Below are 20,727 nucleotides of genomic sequence, written 5' to 3'. Positions count from 1 at the left end.
GGTCCTTCAGGCAGCAGCCGCGAACGAGGTCACATCGACGATGCGGTCGGCAATCAGATGACGGATTTCGTCGTCATGGACAATGGCGACCATCGCGACGCCCTTGGTTTTCTTCTCCGCGATCAGCTCGACCACCACGGCGCGATTCGCCGCATCGAGCGAAGCGGTCGGCTCGTCCAGCAGCAGGATCGGCAGGTCCGAGATGAAGCCGCGCGCGATGTTGACGCGCTGCTGCTCGCCGCCGGAGAAGGTCGAGGGCGGCAAGGTCCACAGCCGCTCCGGAATGTTGAGCCGGCGCAGCAGCTGGCCGGCGCGCGCGCGGGCCTCCTCGCGCGCCACGCCGTTGACGATCAAAGGCTCGGCGACGACGTCGATCGTCGCCACCCGCGGCACGGCGCGCAGGAACTGGCTGACATAGCCGATGGTCGAGCGGCGGATGCTCAGCACCTGGCGCGGCTCGGCGGTGGCAAGGTCGACAACCATGCCGTGATGGCGGATGCCGATCCGGCCGCTGTCGCAGCGATAGTTGCCGAAGATCATCTTCAGGATGGAGGATTTGCCGGCGCCCGACGGGCCCGACAGCACCACGCACTCACCCGGATCGGCGTGGAACGAGACGCCGCGCACCACGGGCAGTTCGACGCCGCCCTGCAGATGCATGGTGAAGGTCTTCTCGGCGTTGGCAAGTTCGATCATCGCGGTCATTGGCACGCTCATGGCGGAAGAATCGAGGAAACGAGCAGCTGCGTATAGGGCTCACGCGGATCGTCGAGCACCTGGTCGGTGAGGCCGGTCTCGATGACGCGGCCGCCCTTCATCACCATCACGCGATGCGAAAGCAACCGCGCCACGGCGAGATCGTGGGTCACGACGATCGCGGCGAGCCCGAGCTCGCTGACGAGGTTGCGCATCAGGTCGAGCAGGCGAGCCTGCACCGAGACGTCGAGGCCGCCGGTCGGCTCGTCCATGAACACCAGCCGCGGCTCGGTGACGAGGTTGCGGGCGATCTGCAGCCGCTGCCGCATGCCGCCGGAATAGGTCTTCGGCGCATCGTCGATGCGGCCGGTATCGATCTCGACCCGCTCCAGCCAGGTCGACGCGGTGTCACGGATGCGGCCGTAATGATTCCAGCCGACCGCCATCAGCCGCTCGCCGACATTGGCGCCGGCCGAGACGCCCATGCGCAGCCCCTGCGCCGGGTCCTGGTGCACGAAGCCCCAGTCGGTGCGGAACAGGAAGCGCCGCTCGGCCTCGCCGAGTTCAGCGAGATCGCGCAGCACGCCGTCGCGCATCCGGTAGCACACCCGGCCCGCGCTCGGCGCGAGCTGCGCCGAGAGCAGCTGCAGCAGCGTCGACTTGCCCGAGCCTGACTCGCCGACGATCGCCAGCACCTCGCCGGGATAGAGCGCGAACGAGACGTCGCGGCAGGCGGCAAGCCGGCCGTAATTCTTGGCAAGCCCCTCGGCCACCAGCAACGGCTCGTCGTTGTCGAGGCTCGCGAGCTCAGACATGCGCCTTCTCCTTGTGCGGCGCTGCGCTCTCGGTGCCGTGATGGCCGGCGGCCTGGCGCTGCTCGCAGAAGTCCGTGTCGGAGCAGACGAACATCCGCCCGCCCTTGTCGTCGGTGACGATCTCGTCGAGATAGGAATTGTCGGCGCCGCACAGCGCGCAGGGCGCGTTGAAGCGGTAGCGCGTGAACGGGTGATCCTCGAAGTCCAGCGACACCACGGTGGTGTAGGGCGGGATCGCGTAGATGCGCTTCTCGCGGCCGGCACCGAACAGTTGCAGCGCCGCGCAATTGTCCATCTTCGGATTGTCGAATTTCGGCGTCGGCGACGGGTCCATCACGTAGCGTGCGTTCACCTTCACCGGATAGGCGTAGGCGGTCGCGATATGGCCGAAGCGCGCGATGTCCTCGTAGAGCTTGACGTGCATCAGCCCGTATTCGGCGAGCGCGTGCATGCGCCGCGTCTCGGTCTCGCGCGGCTCGAGGAAGCGCAGCGGCTCGGGGATCGGCACCTGATAGACCAGCACCTGTCCGGCATGCAGCGACGCCTCGGGAATGCGGTGCCGGGTCTGGATCACGGTCGCGTCCGTGGTCGAGGTCGTGGTCGCGACACCCGCGGTCTTGCCGAAGAATTTGCGGATCGAGATCGCGTTGGTGGTGTCGTCCGAGCCCTGGTCGATCACCTTCAGCACGTCGTCGGGACCGAGGATCGCGGCGGTCACCTGCACGCCGCCGGTGCCCCAGCCATAGGGCATCGGCATCTCGCGGCTCGCAAACGGCACCTGATAGCCGGGGATCGCGATCGCCTTGAGGATCGCGCGGCGGATCATCCGCTTGGTCTGCTCGTCGAGATAGGCGAAATTGTACGTCGGCGCGTTCATTCCGCGGCCTCCTGCATTTCCACGGCCTCGTTGGCTTCCGCGAACTCCTGCCGCAGCTTGCGCAACAGGCCGAGCTCGGACTGGAAGTCGACATAGTGCGGCAGCTTGAGATGCTCGACAAAGCCGGTCGACTGGACATTGTCGGAGTGCGACATCACGAACTCCTCGTCCTGCGCCGGCGCCGCCGCCTCCTCGCCGAGCTCACGCGCACGCAGCGCGCGATCGACCAGCGCCATCGACATGGTCTTGCGTTCGCTCTGCCCGAAGGCGAGGCCATAGCCGCGGGTGAAGCACGGCGCCTCAGTCGTCGACCCCTTGAACTGGTTGACCATCTGACACTCGGTCAATTCGATCGAGCCGAGCGGCACGGCAAAGCCCGCGTCCTCGGCGAAGAACTCGACCTCGACCTCGCCGAAGCGGATCTCGCCGGCGAACGGGTGATTGCGACCGTAGCCGCGCTGCGTCGAGTAGCCGAGCGCGAGCAGGAAGCCCTCATCGCCGCGCGCCAGGTTCTGCAGCCGCAAATCGCGATCGGCCGGAAAGCTCAACGGCTCACGCGTGAGGTCGCCGACCGGCGTGTTGCTATCTGCCTGCGGCGAGGATTCGATCAGACCGTCACGGCCGAGAATGTCGGTCACCCGCGGCGTGGCGGCCTGCGAGGCCTCCGCGGTCGCCGGCTGCTCCGGCACAAAGCCTTCCGCGAGCTGCGGATCGAGCAGGCGATGGGTGTAGTCGAAGGTCGGCCCCAGGATCTGGCCGCCCGGAACGTCCTTGAAGGTCGAGGAGATCCGCCGCCGCACCTGCATCTCGCCGGTGTTGACCGGCTCGGTGGCGCCGAAGCGCGGCAGCGTGGCGCGGAAGGCGCGGACCAGGAAGATCGCCTCGATCATGTCGCCGCGCGCCTGCTTGATCGCGAGCGCCGCGAGCTCGCGGTCGTAGAGCGAACCTTCGGTCATCACGCGATCGACGCCGAGCGCGAGTTGCTCGGAAATCTGTGCCAGCGTCACCTCGGGCACCTCGCGGTCGCCGCGCCGCTCATGCGCGAGCAGACGATGGGCGTTCTCGATGGCGCGCTCGCCTCCCTTGACGGCTACATACATCGCTCACACTCCGCTTGCGATCAGCCGCGTGGTGCGCGGGATCGCCACAATGGCATCGTCATGGACCAGCACGACATCGATGCCGCGCGGGAACAGGGCTTCGTTGATCGCAAGCCGCTGGAACAGGTCGCGCGGCTTGATCATCGCCTGCAGCACGGCGCTGCCGTCGATGCCGGGCCCTTTCAGCTCGAAGGCCGGCCCCTGCGACAGGCTGTCGACCTGCAGGATCAGCGTGGTCGACCGGTCAGGATATTCGCTGCTGCCGAATGCAAAGCGATCGAGCGCCGGCAGGCTCGCGGCATCGCCGATCAAAGCGAAGCTCGCGATCGAGGAATCGGCCACCACCGGCGCGCTGGCGTGAAACTTCAGCCAGCGGGCGACGTCCGGCGTCGCCGACATCGCAGCGTCAAGCCAGATCGGCGTGTCGTGATCGAACAGCGTCAGCGCGATCGCGGCCGAGCCGCGCATCATGCCGGCGGGCGTTCCGACGCTCGCGGCGACGCGCTGCACGCTGCCCGGGCGCGCCATCGCATCCATCACGGAACGGAAAGTCGACTGCGCCGACAGCACCTTGTCGGCAAAGCCCGCGGGCATTTCGGCAATCGTCGTCATTGCATCATCCCTCACCGCGCACCATCGTGTAGAAATCGACCCGCGTCGCCGCGGTTTCCGCTGCCTTGCGGCCGCGTTCGGCGTTCATGGCGACGCGCAGCGGCGCGATCACCTTGGCCTCCACCTCGCCGGACAACTCCGCCGACTGCACCATGGCGTCGCACAGCGCGATCATCTGCGCCTTCCGCGCGTCGCGGCCGAGCGTGTAGCCGAAGCCGACCTCGCCGGTCGCAAGCCGCACCGCCGCGCGCGACACCGTCGCCTCGCCGAGATTGAATGGCGCACCGTCGCCGCCGATCCGCCCGCGCAGCATCACAAGGCCGTTTTCCGGCTCGCGCAGGTTCTCATGCGCGGGCACCGCGATCGCGGCCAGCCTGCCTGCGATGTCCGTAGCGGCGGCGTGCGCCAGCACCATCATCGCGGCCTTGCGCTGGGCCTGTTTGCTGTTTGGTCCGGTCGAACTCATGGTCGAACTCATGGGCAAACCTTTGGGCAACCTTGCTTGCATCAAGTTGTCTATGATACTAGACAACTTGATAGCGGAGCGCCATGACTGTTTCGTGACAAACCAAAGATTTCTGGTATCACCGCGCCATGAGCATGCAGGAAAGTTCCGGCGTCGCCTTGTGGCGGCAGGTCGCCGACGGCATCGAGCGCGGCATCGCTGACGGTCGCTTCGCCGCCGGCGAAAAGCTGCCCGGCGAGATGGAGATCGCCGAGACGTACCGGGTCAACCGGCACACCGTGCGGCGGGCGCTCGCCGCATTGGCCGAGCGCGGCCTGGTGCGCGCGGAACGCGGCAGCGGCACCTATGTCGAAGCCCAGCGCCTCGCCTATCCCTTGCGCTCACGCACGCGATTTTCCGAGATCGTCGGCGCCGGCGGTCACGAGCCGCGCGGCCAGCTGATCGATGCGAGCAGCGACACCGCCAATCGCGAGATCGCGCGCGAGCTCGGCCTGAAGATCGGTGCGCCGCTGATCCGGATCGAAGCGGTGCGGCTCGCCGACCGGACGCCGATCTGCGTCTCCACCACCTGGCTGTCGGCCGAGCGGTTTCCCGATGCCGGCAGCGTGTTCGCCAACGTCCGCTCGATGACGAAGCTGCTCGGGCATTACGGCGTCAAGGACTACCACCGCGCCTCGACCCGGATCACCGCGGCGATCGTCGATGCGACCGACGCCGCGCGACTCGACCTGCCGCTGGGACGGCCGGTGCTGGTGGTCGACGCAACCGACGTCGACATGCTGGACCAGCCGCTGGTGACCAAGCGCTCGCGCTTCGCCGCCGAGCGCGTGGAGTTTCTGGTCGAGAACGGCTGACAATCCCCTTTGTAATCCGAACTAAACGGTCGAGCCCTGCAAGGCCCGATGTCTTGTTACACACGCCCACCACGGCCAGTATGAACGTTGGTCGTCGTCAGGTGCCCGATATTGCCTCGCTGCGCAACCACGGCTCATCCATGAGCCGATCGAGCACCCCCCAGGTAAAAGCGCGGTACGATCCACTGCCCTCAGCGCGAGATCGACCAGCACGGTATCGCGCACTTGGCCCGCGCGTGTTTGCGGCTCCTTCAAGGACATGGCGGGCTCCGACTGCCGTGCGGCCACGTCGCGGCCGGCGAACGATAGACAAAGCAGCCATCAGCTCCTGCCGGGAAGCGGTTGCGGGAGTGGTTGCGGACGCTGGATTCCTGGCCGCCCAGGTCTCGGAGGCCGAGTGACCGGGCGGTGGCCTGGCCGGCGCCATCCGTGCCATCCCGCCGGACCACCCCAACCCATGCCGCGCCTTGAACCAAAACCACACCGATACCAACCGCCGCCGCGCCATCCCCTGCTGTACCAACAGTAGCGGTGGCCCCTCCAGGTGAATTGGACAGTTTCCGCGAGACGAAGCTCGTCGGCGGCCTGGCGCAGACCCAGCGGCGCAATAAGGCCGGCCTGCGAACGACCGCTGGTCGCCGTGATCGCCACCGAAGCAATCCCAAGTGCTAGTGGCTCGTCACAGTGATTTTGACGGTTTGATACCGAGCCAGCTTAGGATCGGCAAGTTCTCTGGCGGCACGAGGATTTCGATGCTTCTGGGGATATCGGCTCGACGGCGAATGAGGCCGTTACGTTCGAGCGTGACGATCATCTGATGGACTGAGGGCGGGCTAACACCGAAGTGACGCTGCATGTCGGCTTCGGCGGGGGGCCGTCCGAACATGTGCGAGTAGGTATAGATGAAAGCCAGATAATGGCCCTGCTTCTCGGTAAAGCGTGCGCCTGATTTTTGACTCATGGATCGATTCGTCCGGAGCCTCCGACAGGGAGGCGAACGATGAATGTACGGTACCGGGTTGAATTGAGCCAAGCCGAGCGAGAGGAACTGACGGCGATGCTGAGCGGCGGCAAGCATGCCGCTCGCAAACTCAAGCGGGCCCAGATTTTGCTGGCGGCCGACATCGGCAGCCGCGACGAGGAGATTGTCCGGACCGTCAGAGTAAGCGCCTCCACCGTCTATCGGACCAAACGCCGCTTGGTGGAAGGCAATCTCGATCGGGCCTTGAGTGAGGAGCCGCGTCCCGGTGCGGAGCGCAAGCTGACCGGCAAGGAGGAAGCCCTGCTGGTGGCGACCGCATGCGCCAAGCCGCCCGCTGGCCGGAGGCGCTGGACGCTGGCGCTGCTGGCCGACGTGATGGTCAAGCTCACCGATCATGACAGCCTGTCGGGCGAGACCGTGCGCCGCCGGCTGGCCGATAATGACCTCAAGCCGTGGCGCAGGGACATGTGGTGCATTCCCCATGTCGATGGCGAATACGTCGCCCGCATGGAAGATGTGCTCGATCTCTACGCTGAAGCGCCTGATCCCGAGCGGCCGCTGGTCTGCTTCGACGAAACCCCCGTCCAGCTCATCGGCGAAGTGCGCCAGCCGATCCCACCCGAGCCGGGAAAGCGCGAGCGTTACGATTACGAGTACCGCCGCAACGGCACCGTCAATCTCTTTGTCGCCCTCGATCCGCATCGGGCCTGGCGTAACGTCAAAGTCACCGAACGGCGCACCGCCGTGGATTATGCTCACTGCATGCGCGAACTCGTCGATGTCCATTACCCCAAGGCCGCCTGCATCCGTGTCGTGCAGGACAATCTGTCGATCCATGCCCCCGGCGCCCTCTACCAGGCCTTTGCCCCCGCCGAGGCCCGCCGCATCCTGCGCCGCCTCGAGTTCCACTACACCCCGAAACACGCCAGTTGGCTCAATATGGTCGAGATCGAGATCGGCGTGCTCCAAGGGCAGTGTCTCGGCCGCCGGATCGACGATCCAAAACGCCTTAGAAACGAGATCGCAGCATGGGAGCGGCAGCGAAACAAAACTCGCGCCCGTATCAACTGGATGTTCACAACGGACAAAGCTCGCACCAAACTGGGGCGCGCCTATCCAGGCATACCCAAAGAGTCAAAATCACTGTGACGAGCTACTAGGCCCCATAGAAACAATTTGCGCATGATTTTCTCCCGGCTCCTGGCTGCGCGGAAGGGAAGCGACCGCGGAGCCGAACGCCGCAGCCAACCTCATCGCTGGCGATCCGCCCAAGGACCGATGCTGTTGCGCACTGATCCCCACGCAAGTCCGCAGCGTATTAGGCCGCCACAAGATCGGCGACTAGGCAGCCTTGGCCTGAGTTGCGGCTGCGAGCGCGTCGCGAAGGTGCTGCTCCTTCTTTTCATCGAGCGAGGTCGTCAGGACGATCCCTCCCGCATCCTTGATCGCATTGAGAACCTTGTCTGAGGTCATGGACTTGATCAGCAGGAACAGAACGGCATCTCCCGATTTCACCTTCGACGCGAGATCCTTCATGAACTGGTCTCTGATCCCGAAATCGGTCAGCGCACCGCTCAAAGCGCCTGCGCCGGCTCCGAGCGCCACGCCGAGAAGGGGATTCAGGAATACCATCCCCAAGAGCAGTTCCCAGAAGCTGCCACTGGCGGCGCCGGTCATGGTGGTGTTCACGAGCTGATTGAGCTTTACAGCGTCCCCGGTTTTGACTGCGATCACGGCATCGCTGATCGTGATCAGGTACTCGCTCTGAAGCTTGAGTATTTTTTGCCGAACTTCCTCTGCTTTGGCTTCGGATGGGTACACGATCGCAACGAGATCTGACATTGAACACTCCCTGATGGCTCGAAGTGCTGCCCCTATTCCGCGCGTGATGCACGGCCGAAACTTAGCATAGACCCGAAAGTCTCTTGCCGCGCATGCAGGCAGCTTCACAATCCCGAGATGTTTTTAGCGCTCAGTGCAATTGAGTAAGCGACATTGTCGCATGTGTCTCGAACAAGGACTCGCCGCAAGCCTGTGTGCCGCGCCCTTCTGAGTTCGACCCGTGCGACCAAAAAGCCGTCGCGGGATCGGCCGGATGACAAATCCTCATCCCGTGCTGACTTCAGGGCGCCGCTGCTTTAGGTTGATTGGTTCAATTGTCGGTGCACTGCGAAGAGAGCACGCATGTCGACGGCGATCTCGGTCCTCGGTGGAGTTGGTTTGTTCCTGCTTGGCATGAGCGTCATGACCGCCGGCCTCAAGGGACTCGCCGGATCCAAATTGCGGACAGTCCTGAGCAAGGCAGCAGCGACCCCGCTATCCGGGGCGCTGTGGGGCGCCATCGTGACCTTGATCGTGCAATCGTCCAGCGCCACGACGATGACCACCATCGGTCTGGTAAGCGCGGGCGTGCTGACCTTTCCACAAGGGCTGGCCCTGGTGTTCGGTGCGAACGTCGGAACCACGGGAACCGGCTGGCTCGTTGCGCTGATCGGCGTTCGCGTCTCCCTCACGGCCGCGGCGCTCCCGATGATTTTCGTCGGCGCATTGATCAAGCTGTTGGGCGGTGGCCGTGTATCCGCAGCGGGAGCAGCCCTTGCGGGGTTCGCGCTGGTGCTGTTCGCGCTGACGACCCTGCAGCAGGGCATGGGAGGACTAGCCGAACGGTTGCACCCGGCGGACTTGCCGGCCGTTCTCGGCGCCACCTGGTGGGCCGGCTTGTACGGGGTGCTGGCGCTGGCCGTCGTCGGACTGGTGATGACCGCCGTGATGCAATCGTCGACCGCGGCTATCGCGGTGACGCTCTCGGCACACTATGCTGGAGCCATCGGCCTAGACCAGGCATGCGCACTGATCATTGGGCAGAACATCGGAACGGCGACCAGTTCCGCCATGGCGGCAATCGGCGCGAGCAGCACCGCCAAGCGATTGGCCTTGGCGTACATCCTGTTCAAGCTGATTGCGGCGGCTATTGCGCTGGTGCTCTTCCCCGTGACCATTCCCCTTCTGGTCCGCGCCTCAGACAGCATTGGTGGTGTAACGCTGCTTGCAGCTTATCACACCGCCTACAACGTCATCGGCGTCCTGGTGCTGCTGCCTGTGATCAATGGCTTTACCCGGTTCGTCGAGCGCATCCTGCCCGAACGAGGCTCACCGCTGACCAGGTGCCTGGATCCGGCAGCGCTCGCGACCCCGATCGCAACCGTCGAGGCAGTGCGACGCACGGTCGCGCGCGCGCTTGAAGCGATGTGCGGATCATTGGCGACAGCACTGTCAACAGCGAGTCAGGACGCCCCCGTCCCGGCGAGACAGAACACAGTGCCAGCGGGGGAAGCTGCCTCTGCCCTGCGCCAGGCGCAGGAGTTCATATCAGAAGTAAGTGGACCTCCTGAATCGCAGAATGAGCAGCGGCGGCTCACCAGCACGGTACATGCACTTGACCACGCGTCTCGCCTGGCCGAAACCTTCGGCGAGGAAATCGAACTCGGTCGGCTCCCCAGCGGCTCCCAGGACATGCGCGCGGTGGAACTCTGCGTGGAGGCCATGCGTAGCGCGGCATCGCTCGCCGCTGAAGTCGCCGTCGTGCCCGACGCTTCCGATTCCGCCAGAAAGATCAAGCCGAGAACTGCGCCGACGCGGTCGCTCCACCCAGAAAAGGCACTCGCCACAGCCAGGACATCGACCGAGCAGGCCCTTGCGCATCTGGAACACTGCGCGAAAGCACTCGGCGAAGTGCGGAGAGACCACCGCAAGGCCACGCTCGACTCAGTGGCGAATGGAACGACGATCGCGGACGACGCAATCGCTCGCGTCGATACCGTACGGCGCCTTGAAACGCTCACGCATCACGCCTGGCGCTCCGTCGCGCATCTTCACGATCGCAGCGCATAGTGCGGTACAAAACTCGAGGCCCCCGCAAGAGCAGGGCGAGGCAGGGTCCTACACCACGGCGCGCTGGCCGATGATCGCAAAGCGCAGCTTGCTCGAGATGAAGTCGATCGCGGCAACCGCGATCAGGATCATCAGGATCAGGAACGATACCTTCTGCCATTCCAGCACACGGATCTGCTCGGCGAGCTGCAACCCAATGCCGCCGGCGCCGACGATGCCGATGATGGTGGCCGAACGGGTATTCGACTCGATGAAGTAGAGCACCTGCCCGGCGATCACGGGCAGCACCTGCGGCAGCAGGCCGAAGCGGATCTCGTGCAGCGCGTTGCCGCCGGACGCGCGGATGCCCTCGACCTGCTTGCGATCCGCGGCCTCGATCGCCTCCGAGAACAGCTTTCCGAACGCACCGAAGTCCGACACCATGATTGCGAGCACGCCCGCGAACGGGCCGAGGCCGACGACGTTGATCCAGACCAGCGCCCAGATCAGCGTATCGACGCCGCGGATCGAGTCCAGGAAGCGGCGCACCGGAAAGCGGATCAGGTTCGAGGGGATGATGTTGCGCGCCGCCAGCAGGCTGACCGGGAGTGCCAAAACCGCGGCAAGCGTGGTGCCGAGCACCGCGATCGACAGCGTCTCGCCGAGCGCCTGCATGTAGAGCGGGAACGACGAGCCCGGATTCGGCGGGAGCATCAGCATCGTGATCCAGCCGAGCTGGCCGAGGCCCGCGATCAGCCTGGACGGCGAGAAATCGAGATCGACCAGTCCGAACACGAAGATCGCGAGCGCCGCCACGATCATGGCCGGCATCGCCAGCCGTGCCGATGTGGGACGTTCGAAGACGTCGGGGTACTTCGCGCGCAGTTCCGCGGTGTCCGGCCTCGGCATCTGGCTCATCGACGGGTCTCCTTGCCGAACAGCCGGCCGCGCAGCCAGCCGGTCGAGATGTCGATGATGAAGACGGTGACGATGATGGTGATGAGGATGGCGCTGACGTCGGAATAGTAGAACTTGCGGATCGCGACCACCAGCTCCTGGCCGATGCCGCCGGCGCCGACGAAGCCCATCACCGACGCCTCGCGGACGTTGATCTCGAAGCGCAGCAGCGCATAGCTGGCATAGCCGGCCGAGACCTGCGGCAGCACGGCAAAGCGCATGCAGGACAGCCAGCTCGCGCCGGTGGAGCGGATGCCCTCGACCGGCTTCATGTCGGCATTCTCGACGATCTCGGCGAACAGCTTTCCGAGCGCCCCGGTGGTGTGGATCGCGATCGCCAGCACGCCGGCCATCGGCCCGAGGCCGAACGCGATCACGAAGATCAGCGCGAACACGATGCCGGGGACGGTGCGAGCGAATTCCAGCAGGCGGCGGATCGTGAAACGTACCCACGGGCCCGGCGACGTATTCTGGGCCGCGAAGAAATTGAGCGCGAAGGCGAGCACGGCACCCGTCAGCGTGCCGACATAGCTGATCAGGATCGTCTCGCCGAGCATCTTCAGCCACTTATGCCAACCCCAGAACCATTCGGCGGGATCGGTCCAGACCCGCGCGCCGGAATCCAGCGTCAGGATGCGATCGAAATAGCTGACGAAATTGCCGAAATAGGTGAACAGCGTGCGCAGGTTCACTTCCGCGCCGAACGCCGCGATCACCAGCACCGCACAGAATGCCGCCGTTGCCAGCGCGGCCTTCAACCGCTTGCGTGCGACGGACTTGCGGTAGGCGTCCCCCAGCGTCGCCAGTTGCTGCGCTGGAAGAATGGATACGGCGGTCGCCATCGACGCGTGCCAGTCCGGTTCGGAGTTGAGTGGAGAGAAAGGGCCGGGCTATACGCCCGGCCCTCGTGACGTCAGGCGTGCGATCAGCTCGCCTTCTTTCGCAAACCGTCGACGAACTTGATCAGCTCGGTGGTGCCGTCCCAATCCTTGGTGGTGGCGGGATGGAAGCCCTTCTTCTGACCGTCGGACAGACGGTCGAAGGCGGCCTTGTCCTTGGTCGGGGCGTCGAAGAAGGCCTTTGCGATCGCGGCCTTCAGGTCCTCCGGAAGATCGGTGTTGTACGCATAGGGGCCGTTGATGATCAGCGCCGACTTGTGTATGATGCGGAAATCATCCTTCTTCATCGCCGAGCCGTTGGCATTCTTCAGCATGCCCTTGGTCAGCATCTGGGCGAGCGTGGAATCATCCTCGTTGGTCCACTGGTTGGCGGCCACATCAACGGTTCCCTGCGACAGCGCCAGGACGGCATTCTCGTGGCTGCCGGTGAACACGACCTTGCCGAAAAAGCCTTCGGCGTTCGCGATGCCCATCTTGTTGAGTTCGAAGCGCGGCACGTTGTTGCCGGACGTCGAGTTCGGATCGACCAGGCCGAGATTCTTGCCTTTCAGGTCCTCGACGGTCTTGTACGGGCTCGACGCCTTGACGAAGAACACCGAGTAATAGCCGGTCGAACCGTCGGCGTTCATATCGTTGGCGAACGCGTCGGTCTTGACGCCGGTCAGGCGCGCGCGAGAGAACGAGGCCGAGCCGTAGCTGGCGATCTGGATGTTGCCGGCTCGCTGGCCTTCGATGACGGCCGCGTAGTCGTTGGCGATGCGCAGTGTGACCTTCACGCCGAGCTCCTTCGACAGATACGCCACGAACGGCGTCCAGCGCTCGGTGACGCCGGAGGCGTTCTCGGCCGGCACCACCGCGAAGGTGAGCTCCGGATACTTTGCCTTCCAGTCCTGCGCGGAGGCCGAACCGGCAAATGCCAGCGCGGCGGCGCCAGCCAGAATGATGCGACGAGTGAACATGACTACCCCTCTTTTGTTGTAGTTGCACCTGTTGGCCGGGCAAAATGCCCGGCCTCCCAGATTGAAAAATGCGCGACGCTCAGGCCGCGGCTGCGGTGCCGAGTGCCGACGCAGTTGCACCGTCGGGCGCGGGCAGCGGTGCTGCGCCGATGACGTCATTGGCCTCGAGGTCATAGAGCTCGCGGGCGATATGGTCGGTGAGCGCCGCGGGGGCGCCATCGAACACCACGCGACCTGCGGCCATGCCGACCAGGCGGTCGCAATAGGTCCGCGCCAGGTCGAGCGAGTGCAGATTGCAAAGCACTGTGATGCCGAAATGCTTGTTGATGCGCAGCAGCGCGTCCATCACGATCTTGGTGTTGCGCGGATCGAGCGAGGCGATCGGCTCGTCGGCGAGAATGATGTCGGGCTCCTGCACCAGCGCGCGGGCGATCGCGACGCGTTGCTGCTGGCCGCCGGAGAGCTGGTCGGCGCGCTGTGCCGCCAGCTGGGCGATGTCGAATTGCTCGAGCGCCGACAGTGCGAGCGCCCTGTCCTGCTCCGGCCAGACCTGCGCCAGCGAGCGCCATGACGGAATCTGGGCCAGTCGGCCCATCAGCACGTTGGTCAGCACATCAAGGCGGCCGACCAGATTGAACTGCTGGAAGATCATCGCCGAGCGCGCGCGCCACCGCCGCAGTTCCTTGCCGCGCAACGCGGTGACGTCGGTGCCCTCGAACAGGATACGGCCGGAGGTCGGATCGGCGAGACGGTTGATCATCCGCAGCAGCGTCGACTTGCCGGCGCCGGAGCGGCCGATCACGCCGACAAAGCAGCCCGGCGCGATCGAAAAGGACGCGTTGTCGACTGCGGCTTTCGTGCCGAAACGGCACGTCAAACCTTCCACCACCAGCATGTAATGCTCCAACCGCGCCTCGTTGGGTCATCGCTATCCCCGGCGTTTTACAGTTATGTGACGACAGCGCTGCGGTGCGGCGATCGTCCACACCCCTCCCTTGTCGCTCCCTTGCCGTCATCGCAACGTCATGATGTTGTCATCAAGCATCCCGATGACGAGCGCGCATCCCCCGGAAGCCCAAGATTCTTGAAGATTTGCGGAGGCCCTGATGGCCGGAAAAACACTCTCGGTTGTGCCGACCGTCGACCCGACCGCGTCGGTCCGTGAGAGCAAGCTCGGCAAATATACCGAGGTCGGCGCGCGCACGATCCTGCTTGAAGTCAGCATGGATGACTATTCCTACGTCGTGAACGACAGCCAGATCACCTACACCTCGATCGGCAAGTTCTGCTCGATCGCGGCGATGACCCGCATCAACCCCGGCAACCACCCGATGCATCGCGCGACTCAAGCGCATTTCACCTACCGCGCCAGCGCGTATTTCCCCGGAGAGAGCGACGACACCGACTTCTTCAACTGGCGACGTGCGCATCACGTGCATATCGGCCATGATGTCTGGATCGGGCACGGTGCGATCCTGTTACCAGGACGGAACATCGGAACCGGCGCTGTCGTCGCCGCCGGCGCGATCGTGACCAAGGACGTTCCCGCCTACACCATCGTTGCCGGTAATCCGGCGCGGCCGGTGAAGCGGCGCTTCTCCGAGACGATCGCCGACCGCCTCGCCGCGCTCGCATGGTGGGACTGGGATCACGAGACGCTCCGCCGCGTCCTGCCCGACTTTCGCAAGCTCGCGGTCGAGGAATTCCTCGACAAGCATGAGGCCGAGGCCGTATCCCAATCGCAAGCCAAACAACGGAGCGCCGCATCGTGACGGACATTTTCATCGAGGGCGGGCGCACGCTGGTTGACGGCGCCCTGGTCGAGACCTCGCTGCGGACCGCAGGCCGCGACATCGGCGCGCTCGACGCGCGAGCAGGGTCGCGCCGTGCTTCACATCGATGCCAGTGGCCTCCTGGTGCTGCCCGGCATCATCGACCTGCATGGCGATGCGTTCGAGCGGCAGATGATGCCGCGCCCCGGCGTCGACTTCCCGACCGACGTGGCGCTGATCGACAGCGACCGGCAGGCGATCGCCAACGGCATCACCACCGTGTTCCACGGCACGACCTGGTCGTGGGAGCCCGGCCTGCGCAGCGCGGAGAATGCGCGCAAGCTACTCGATGCGATCGAGGCGCTGCGGCCGCAGCTCGCCGCCGACACCCGCCTCCACCTGCGTCACGAGACCCACAATCTCGAGGCCGAGGCCGAGATCATTCAATGGCTCGGTGAAGGCCGCATCGACCTGTTCGCCTTCAACGACCACAGCAACGTCAAGCCGAAGAAGCGCAACCAGCTGGCCGAGCGCACCGGGCTCTCCGTCGAGGCCGTCAACGACATGCTCGACCGGATCGTGGCGCGTCGCCCCGAGGTGCCGGCCTCGATAGCGCGACTGGCCGCTGCCGCGCGCGCGGCCGATATCCGCATGCTCTCGCACGACGACAACAGCCCGGCGATGCGCCAGGAGTTTCGCGCGCTGGGCGCTGTGATCGCCGAATTCCCTGTCAACGAGGAGACCGCGCGCGACGCCGCCGCGGCGGGCGATTTCATCGTGTTCGGCGCGCCCAATGTGGTGCGCGGCGGCAGCCATACCGGCTGGACCAAGGCATCCGACATGATCGCACAGGGCCTCTGCTCGGTGCTGGCGTCGGACTATTACTATCCGGCGCAGCTGCTCGCGGCGTTCCGCCTCGCCGACGACGGCATCCTGCCGCTCGCCAGGGCCTGGGACCTGATCTCGTCGGCGGCGGCCCGCGCGGCCGGGCTCGCCGATCGCGGCGTGCTCGCCGCGGGCCGCCGTGCCGACATCATCGTCATCGACGACAAGGTGCCGCTGCGGCCGCGCATCGTCGCCGTGATAGCGGCCGGACGGCTGGTGCACCTGGCGGACGCGAGCTGCCTCGTTCATTCGCTCGCGCCGCGCAAGACGGTTGCGGCGGCGTAGCCCAGTCCCATGGCCAGCACTCCGCGCTACGCGATCTATTATGCGCCGTCACCCGACAGCGTCCTGCACCGCTTCGGTTCGACACTGCTCGGTTACGATGCGGTGTCGGGCGACGACCTGCCGTTTCCCGAAGGCGTCACGCCGGACTGGCGCGAGATCACCGAAGATCCGCGCAAGTATGGATTCCACGCCACGCTGAAAGCGCCCACCGCGCTCGCCGACGGTCGAAGCGAGGCCGAGCTTCTCGATGCCTGTGCCGCCTTCGCCGGCCGCGCGCGGCGCATTCCGGTGATCGAACCGGTGGTCGATGCGATCAGCGGCTTCATCGCGGTGATCCCGGCCAGCCGCTCGGATGATCTGCAGCAGCTTGCCGCCGATTGCGTCACCGAATTCGACGCGTTCCGCGCGCCGCTGACGCCGGAAGATCGCGCGCGCCGCAGGCCAGAGAAACTCACCGCGCGGCAGTGCGACTATCTCGACCGCTGGGGCTATCCCTACGTCATGGAGGAGTTCCGCTTCCACATGACGCTGACAGGGCGGCTGAGCGACGAGCGGCGCGGCCCGATCGTGGCGCAGCTGCGCTCACGGTTCGCGGCGATCGACCTCGCGCGGCTCGCAATCGACCGCATCGCACTGTTCAAGCAGACCGACAGCGCATCGCGCTTCCGCATCATCGGCAGCTGGCCGTTGCGGGCGTAGCGCGCGCTATTCCTCCGCCCGGGTGCGGGCGATGATCTCGGCGGCGCCCTTCTCCAGCAGCTCCATGCCCACGGCGCGGCCGAGTTCGCGCGGCCGGTCCGCGGGTCCGCGCCGCGTCACCTCGATGAAGCCGGCGCCGGCCTCGTCGAGCACGGAGGCGCGCAGCGTCATCTCGGCTCCCGCGAGCGTGGCGTGGCCCGCGATCGGCGAATTGCAATGACCGTTGAGCACCCACAGCACCTCGCGCTCGGCCTCGGCCGCAAGCCGCGACGGCACGTTGTCGATCCCGGCAAGCCGCGCACGCGTCGCCCAGTCGGTCTCGACGCATTCCACCGCGACAATGCCCTGGCCGACCGCCGGCAGCATCTCGCCGACCGAGAAATCATGCGCGATGCGCGCGGTCATGCCGATGCGCTCCAGGCCCGAGCGCGCCATCACCAGCGCATCCGCCGGCCCCACGTCGCCGCCGCCGGGCAGCCGCTGCTTGTCGCCGCGATCGAGCTTGGCCACGCGCGTGTCGGCGGCGCCGCGATAATGGATCACGGTCGCTTCCGGAAACAGCCGGCGCAGATAGGCGGCGCGGCGCACGGCGTTGGTGCCGATCATGAAGCCCTTGCCGCGCGCGGCGCGCAGCGTTTCCAGCGACAGGCCGGGACGCAGCACGAGGCTGTCATTGGCGGCATCGCGCGCCAGCATCGCGGCGATGACAAGACCCGGCGTCTCCTCGTTGCCCGGCACGTCCTTCAGCGAATGCATCGCCGCCTGCAAGGTGCCGGCACGCATGGCTTCGCGGATCTCGGCGACGAAGGCGCCGCCCTTGCCGCCATGACGCAACAGCTTGCTGGTCTGGTCCTGGTCGCCGCGGGTCTCGAACTTGACGATGTCGACGGCAAGGTCCGGCGCCGAAGCGCGCAGCAGGCGTGCGACCTCATCCGTCTGCGCGAGCGCCATCGCGCTCTTGCGCGTCCCAATCCGCAAAACCTGTCCCGACACGAAAGCTCCGCTACGCGTGATCATCAACGGTGGGGGATTAGAACAAAAAGCCAGTCAAAACAACGGTTTTTGCCCCTCTTTGGCGACGCTCAGACGAGCTCCTCGACAAGCTCCACCCCGGCCGCGCGCATCGCCGCGGTGGCGACGGCAAGCGAACCGCCGAGATCGATGGCGCGGCAGCCTGCCAGCACGACAATAGTCTCGAAACCGAGCCGGCACGCATCGAGCGCCGAATACTGCACGCAATAGTCCGTGGCGAGCCCCGCCATCACAATGCGCTTGAGGCCGCGCTCGCGCAGATAGCCGGCGAGCCCGGTCGGCGTCTTGCGGTCGTTCTCGAAGAACGCCGAATAGGAATCGATCGCGGCCCGGAACCCCTTGCGGATCACGAGCTCGGCCCGCTCGGTGGCGAGGTCAGGATGAAACGCGGCGCCCGCGCTGCCCTGGATGCAATGATCCGGCCACAGCGTCTGCGGCCCATACGGCATGGCGATCTCGGAGAACGGCGCCGCGCCCGGATGCGAGGTCGCAAACGAGCTGTGGCCGGCCGGATGCCAGTCCTGGGTCAGCACGACATGGTCGAACCGGCCGGCCAACCGGTTGACGACCGGCACGACGGCATCGCCGTCCGCGACCGCCAGCGCGCCGCCGGGGCAGAAATCGTTCTGCACGTCGATGACCAGCAACAGATCGTCGGGCGCAATCTTCATCAGGTGCCGATCCGCAACGATGCGCGCAGCTTGCGCAGGCAGGCGATCACCGACAGCGCGGTGATGCGGCCGGTCTTCGGGTTCTCCGAGGGAATGTTCTCGATCATCATCGAGAACCGCGCGGAATCTGAATCGACCTCGATCCGGTGGGTGTTGCGGGTCACGGTCGGATCCGCCCAGATCTCGACCCTCGTGCGGTCGGGGCCGATGCCGGCCAGCGACAGCGCCACCGCGACGTTGAGGTTGGCCGGAAAACCCTTTGCGGCGTCGCGCGCACTGCCCTCGAAGATGCGCAGCGGCTCGGTGATGCCTTCGATCCGGATGTTGTTCTCGACCAGATGCGGCGCGCCGACGAGGCCCGCGACCGGCTTGCGCGTCACCAGCCTCGCCGAATGGATGGTCCCGATCGCCGCGGCGGTCACCGCATCGAGCCCGATCAACGCCCCGGTCGGCACGATGATCTGGCCGCCATGGGTCTTCGCGAGATCGACGAGGTCCTCGTTCTGCAGCAGCGCGCCGACGCTGAGCACGACCGCGGTCTTGCCGCGCTCGACCACCGGCGCCACGATCGAACGGACCAGTTTGCTCGGCGCGCATTCGACCACGATGTCGGCAATCTCGGCCAGCTGCTCGATCGGCACCAGCTTCGGCGCAGACTTGAGCTCCGCCACCCAGCCGCGATGCTTGTCCGGGCTGTTCGCCGACACCGCAACCAGCGCGAGGCCCTCGATGCCCTGATCGAGCGCCTTGACGACGTCGGTGCCGATCGCGCCGAGGCCGGCGACCGCAACCCGTGTCCTTGTCTTGCTGTCAGCCATCATTTCCCGCCGGCGAGCATCTTGACCAGGCGATAGAGATACTCTTCGCCCTCGTAGAACGACTTGACGAGCACGCGCTCGTCCTTGCCATGGATACGGTTGTCGTCGACATCGGCGGCCAGCCCGGAGTGGCCATAGGTCGGAATCCCCGCGTTACGCAGATAGCTGCCGTCGGTCGCGCCGGTGCTCATGACCGGAACGATCGACGCATCCGGCCAGAACTCCTTCGACAGCTTCTCGATCGAACCTATGATCTCCTCGTTGAGGGGCGACGGCGGGCTCAGCACGGCCTTGCCGGTCGGAGCCACCGCGATCTCCTTGTCGGCGAGCACGCGCTCGATCGTCGCCTGCACGCCCTCGACCGGCTCGCCGGGCAAGATCCGGCAGTTCACCTTGGCGGTCGCCAGTTGCGGCAGCGCGTTGATGGCGTGGCCGCCCTCCAGCATGGTCGCGACGCAGGTGGTGCGGAGCTGCGCATTATAACCCGGATTCTCCGACAATCGCGCCAGCGCCGCCGGGTCGGGCTGCGGCGCCAAAATGGCCTTGATATCGTCGGCATGCGACGTGTCGACCTCGGCGGTCTTGGTGAAATAGATCCGGGTGGTCTCGTTGAGGTTCATCGGGAAGCTGTAATTGGAGAGCCGCACGAGGCCTTCGGCGAGATGATAGATCGCGTTGTCCTTGCGCGGCAGCGACGAGTGGCCGCCGCGATCCTTCACCGTGAGCTGGTAGCCGATCGAGACCTTCTCGCTGGTCTGCACGCTGTTGCGGATCGCCTTGCCGTTCTTGAGGCCGACGCCGCCGCCTTCATTGAGCGCGAACTCGGCATCGATCAGGTCGCGGTGGTTCTTGATCAGCCACTGCATGCCGAGGCCGTTGGCATCGAGGATCTCCTCGTCGGTCTCGAGCGCCACGATGATGTCGCGATCGGGCTTGTAGCCCTCCTTCTTGTAGCGGATCAGATTGGTGATGAAGGCGGACGCCATGTATTTGTCGTCGCTGGAGCCGCGGCCGTAGAAATAGCCGTCCTGCTCGGTGAGCTTGAACGGATCGACCGACCAGTCCTCGCGGTTGGCGGGGACGACGTCGATATGGGCGACCAGGAGGATCGGCTTGCGCGCGCCGGAACCGCGCAGCCGCGCCACCAGATTGCCCTTGTGCGGCGCCGGCGAGAACACGTGCACGTCGGCCTCGGGGAAGCCAGCCGCGCGGAGCCGCGCGCCCATCGCCTCCGCTGCCTTCTGGGTATCGCCGGTCGCGGTGGTCGTGTTGATCTCGACCAGCTCCTGGTAGATGCCGCGGGCGAATTGCTGCTGCTCGGTCAGCCCCTGCGCCGCAGCGCCGGCTGCCAGCAGCGCCGGCCCGAGCGCTGCCGCGAGCCGCAGCGATCGAACCGTGTCTCTAGCCTTGTGCAACATCATGCTCTCCCAGAATTCCGCCACCTGATTAGAGCGAATTCAGACAGGCGACATGCGCTT

At 65.7% G+C, this 20,727-nt stretch carries 21 protein-coding genes and 2 pseudogenes; 6 read left to right on the top strand and 17 right to left on the bottom strand.

The window, feature by feature from the left end:
* Nucleotides 1-6: 6 nt before the first annotated feature.
* From phnL to phnG, 6 genes are read right to left on the bottom strand one after another with little or no spacing between them, the layout of a single operon-like run.
* Nucleotides 7-705, bottom strand: coding sequence for a phosphonate C-P lyase system protein PhnL (phnL, locus tag ACVMDN_RS06655; protein WP_057015437.1), 699 nt, complete (start codon nt 703-705; stop codon nt 7-9).
* An 8-nt stretch (nt 706-713) separates the two neighbouring features.
* Nucleotides 714-1,511, bottom strand: a complete 798-nt coding sequence (gene phnK, locus ACVMDN_RS06650; protein ID WP_076829003.1) for a phosphonate C-P lyase system protein PhnK — start codon at nt 1,509-1,511, stop codon at nt 714-716.
* On the bottom strand, nt 1,504-2,388 hold the full coding sequence (locus ACVMDN_RS06645; protein ID WP_016846424.1) for an alpha-D-ribose 1-methylphosphonate 5-phosphate C-P-lyase PhnJ: 885 nt from the start codon (nt 2,386-2,388) through the stop codon (nt 1,504-1,506). The genes phnK and ACVMDN_RS06645 overlap by 8 nt, the downstream gene beginning before the upstream one ends.
* The gene (locus ACVMDN_RS06640; protein WP_076829004.1) at nt 2,385-3,488 is read right to left on the bottom strand and encodes a carbon-phosphorus lyase complex subunit PhnI; all 1,104 of its coding nucleotides are present in this window, start codon (nt 3,486-3,488) and stop codon (nt 2,385-2,387) included. Before ACVMDN_RS06640 ends, ACVMDN_RS06645 begins: the two co-directional genes overlap by 4 nt.
* Before the next feature lie 3 nt (nt 3,489-3,491).
* Nucleotides 3,492-4,100: a phosphonate C-P lyase system protein PhnH gene (gene phnH, locus ACVMDN_RS06635; protein ID WP_076829005.1), complete on the bottom strand. Its 609-nt coding sequence runs from the start codon at nt 4,098-4,100 to the stop codon at nt 3,492-3,494.
* Between the two features lie 4 nt (nt 4,101-4,104).
* On the bottom strand, nt 4,105-4,566 hold the full coding sequence (phnG, locus tag ACVMDN_RS06630) for a phosphonate C-P lyase system protein PhnG (protein ID WP_076829110.1): 462 nt from the start codon (nt 4,564-4,566) through the stop codon (nt 4,105-4,107).
* Nucleotides 4,567-4,694: 128 nt separating this feature from the next.
* On the opposite strand from phnG, the gene phnF reads away from it, so the two are divergent.
* Nucleotides 4,695-5,420, top strand: coding sequence for a phosphonate metabolism transcriptional regulator PhnF (gene phnF / locus ACVMDN_RS06625; protein WP_028334541.1), 726 nt, complete (start codon nt 4,695-4,697; stop codon nt 5,418-5,420).
* Between the two features lie 100 nt (nt 5,421-5,520).
* Here phnF and ACVMDN_RS06620 read toward each other — a convergent pair.
* Both ACVMDN_RS06620 and ACVMDN_RS06615 read right to left on the bottom strand, forming a co-directional pair.
* Nucleotides 5,521-5,681: pseudogene (locus ACVMDN_RS06620) on the bottom strand (patatin-like phospholipase family protein); the annotation flags it as partial.
* Nucleotides 5,682-6,099: 418 nt separating this feature from the next.
* A complete protein-coding gene (locus ACVMDN_RS06615; protein WP_076829365.1) occupies nt 6,100-6,381 on the bottom strand; it encodes a LexA family protein in 282 nt (93 codons plus the stop codon).
* Between the two features lie 39 nt (nt 6,382-6,420).
* Here ACVMDN_RS06615 and ACVMDN_RS06610 point away from each other — a divergent pair, with 39 nt between their 5' ends.
* The gene (locus ACVMDN_RS06610; RefSeq protein WP_076829362.1) at nt 6,421-7,551 is read left to right on the top strand and encodes an IS630 family transposase; all 1,131 of its coding nucleotides are present in this window, start codon (nt 6,421-6,423) and stop codon (nt 7,549-7,551) included.
* 192 nt (nt 7,552-7,743) lie between these two features.
* Here the strand turns inward: ACVMDN_RS06610 and ACVMDN_RS06605 are convergent, their stop codons facing one another.
* Nucleotides 7,744-8,244 carry a DUF1269 domain-containing protein gene (locus tag ACVMDN_RS06605; protein ID WP_456835459.1) on the bottom strand — a complete coding sequence of 167 codons (501 nt, stop codon included), beginning with the start codon at nt 8,242-8,244 and terminating at the stop codon, nt 7,744-7,746.
* 342 nt (nt 8,245-8,586) lie between these two features.
* Between ACVMDN_RS06605 and ACVMDN_RS06600 the strand changes: the two genes are divergently transcribed.
* Entirely contained in the window at nt 8,587-10,293 is a 1,707-nt protein-coding gene (locus ACVMDN_RS06600) for a Na/Pi cotransporter family protein (RefSeq protein WP_076829009.1), read from the top strand.
* A 48-nt stretch (nt 10,294-10,341) separates the two neighbouring features.
* Here the strand turns inward: ACVMDN_RS06600 and phnE (ACVMDN_RS06595) are convergent, their stop codons facing one another.
* From phnE (ACVMDN_RS06595) to phnC, 4 genes are all read right to left on the bottom strand, one after another.
* Nucleotides 10,342-11,190, bottom strand: a complete 849-nt coding sequence (gene phnE / locus ACVMDN_RS06595; protein ID WP_057018812.1) for a phosphonate ABC transporter, permease protein PhnE — start codon at nt 11,188-11,190, stop codon at nt 10,342-10,344.
* Nucleotides 11,187-12,071 (bottom strand): phosphonate ABC transporter, permease protein PhnE, encoded by an 885-nt coding sequence (gene phnE, locus ACVMDN_RS06590; RefSeq protein ID WP_057018813.1) that lies wholly within the window; start codon nt 12,069-12,071, stop codon nt 11,187-11,189. The genes phnE (ACVMDN_RS06595) and phnE (ACVMDN_RS06590) overlap by 4 nt, the downstream gene beginning before the upstream one ends.
* 83 nt (nt 12,072-12,154) lie before the next feature.
* The gene (phnD, locus tag ACVMDN_RS06585; protein ID WP_076829010.1) at nt 12,155-13,087 is read right to left on the bottom strand and encodes a phosphonate ABC transporter substrate-binding protein; all 933 of its coding nucleotides are present in this window, start codon (nt 13,085-13,087) and stop codon (nt 12,155-12,157) included.
* A gap of 79 nt (nt 13,088-13,166) precedes the next feature.
* On the bottom strand, nt 13,167-13,982 hold the full coding sequence (gene phnC, locus ACVMDN_RS06580; RefSeq protein WP_456835460.1) for a phosphonate ABC transporter ATP-binding protein: 816 nt from the start codon (nt 13,980-13,982) through the stop codon (nt 13,167-13,169).
* Nucleotides 13,983-14,193: 211 nt separating this feature from the next.
* On the opposite strand from phnC, the gene ACVMDN_RS06575 reads away from it, so the two are divergent.
* The 3 genes and pseudogenes from ACVMDN_RS06575 to ACVMDN_RS06565 all read left to right on the top strand — a co-directional run bounded on the left by ACVMDN_RS06575 (nt 14,194) and on the right by ACVMDN_RS06565 (nt 16,728).
* Nucleotides 14,194-14,859 (top strand): transferase hexapeptide repeat family protein, encoded by a 666-nt coding sequence (locus ACVMDN_RS06575; protein ID WP_076829014.1) that lies wholly within the window; start codon nt 14,194-14,196, stop codon nt 14,857-14,859.
* Nucleotides 14,856-16,029, top strand: a pseudogene (locus ACVMDN_RS06570) (alpha-D-ribose 1-methylphosphonate 5-triphosphate diphosphatase). The gene ACVMDN_RS06575 and the pseudogene ACVMDN_RS06570 overlap by 4 nt, the downstream one beginning before the upstream one ends.
* Before the next feature lie 9 nt (nt 16,030-16,038).
* Nucleotides 16,039-16,728, top strand: coding sequence for a DUF1045 domain-containing protein (locus tag ACVMDN_RS06565; protein WP_076829018.1), 690 nt, complete (start codon nt 16,039-16,041; stop codon nt 16,726-16,728).
* Between the two features lie 6 nt (nt 16,729-16,734).
* Here the strand turns inward: ACVMDN_RS06565 and hemC are convergent, their stop codons facing one another.
* From hemC to ACVMDN_RS06545, 4 genes are all read right to left on the bottom strand, one after another.
* Nucleotides 16,735-17,745: a hydroxymethylbilane synthase gene (gene hemC, locus ACVMDN_RS06560; RefSeq protein ID WP_076829020.1), complete on the bottom strand. Its 1,011-nt coding sequence runs from the start codon at nt 17,743-17,745 to the stop codon at nt 16,735-16,737.
* 65 nt (nt 17,746-17,810) lie between these two features.
* Nucleotides 17,811-18,431, bottom strand: a complete 621-nt coding sequence (gene pncA, locus ACVMDN_RS06555) for a bifunctional nicotinamidase/pyrazinamidase (RefSeq protein ID WP_076829022.1) — start codon at nt 18,429-18,431, stop codon at nt 17,811-17,813.
* Nucleotides 18,431-19,249 (bottom strand): aspartate dehydrogenase, encoded by an 819-nt coding sequence (locus ACVMDN_RS06550; protein WP_076829023.1) that lies wholly within the window; start codon nt 19,247-19,249, stop codon nt 18,431-18,433. The genes pncA and ACVMDN_RS06550 overlap by 1 nt, the downstream gene beginning before the upstream one ends.
* Nucleotides 19,249-20,670 (bottom strand): M20/M25/M40 family metallo-hydrolase, encoded by a 1,422-nt coding sequence (locus ACVMDN_RS06545; RefSeq protein WP_076829119.1) that lies wholly within the window; start codon nt 20,668-20,670, stop codon nt 19,249-19,251. The genes ACVMDN_RS06550 and ACVMDN_RS06545 overlap by 1 nt, the downstream gene beginning before the upstream one ends.
* Nucleotides 20,671-20,727 lie beyond the last annotated feature (57 nt).

The organism is Bradyrhizobium sp. USDA 4510 (genome assembly GCF_054059095.1).
This window is presented reverse-complemented; position numbering and strand designations above follow the sequence as displayed.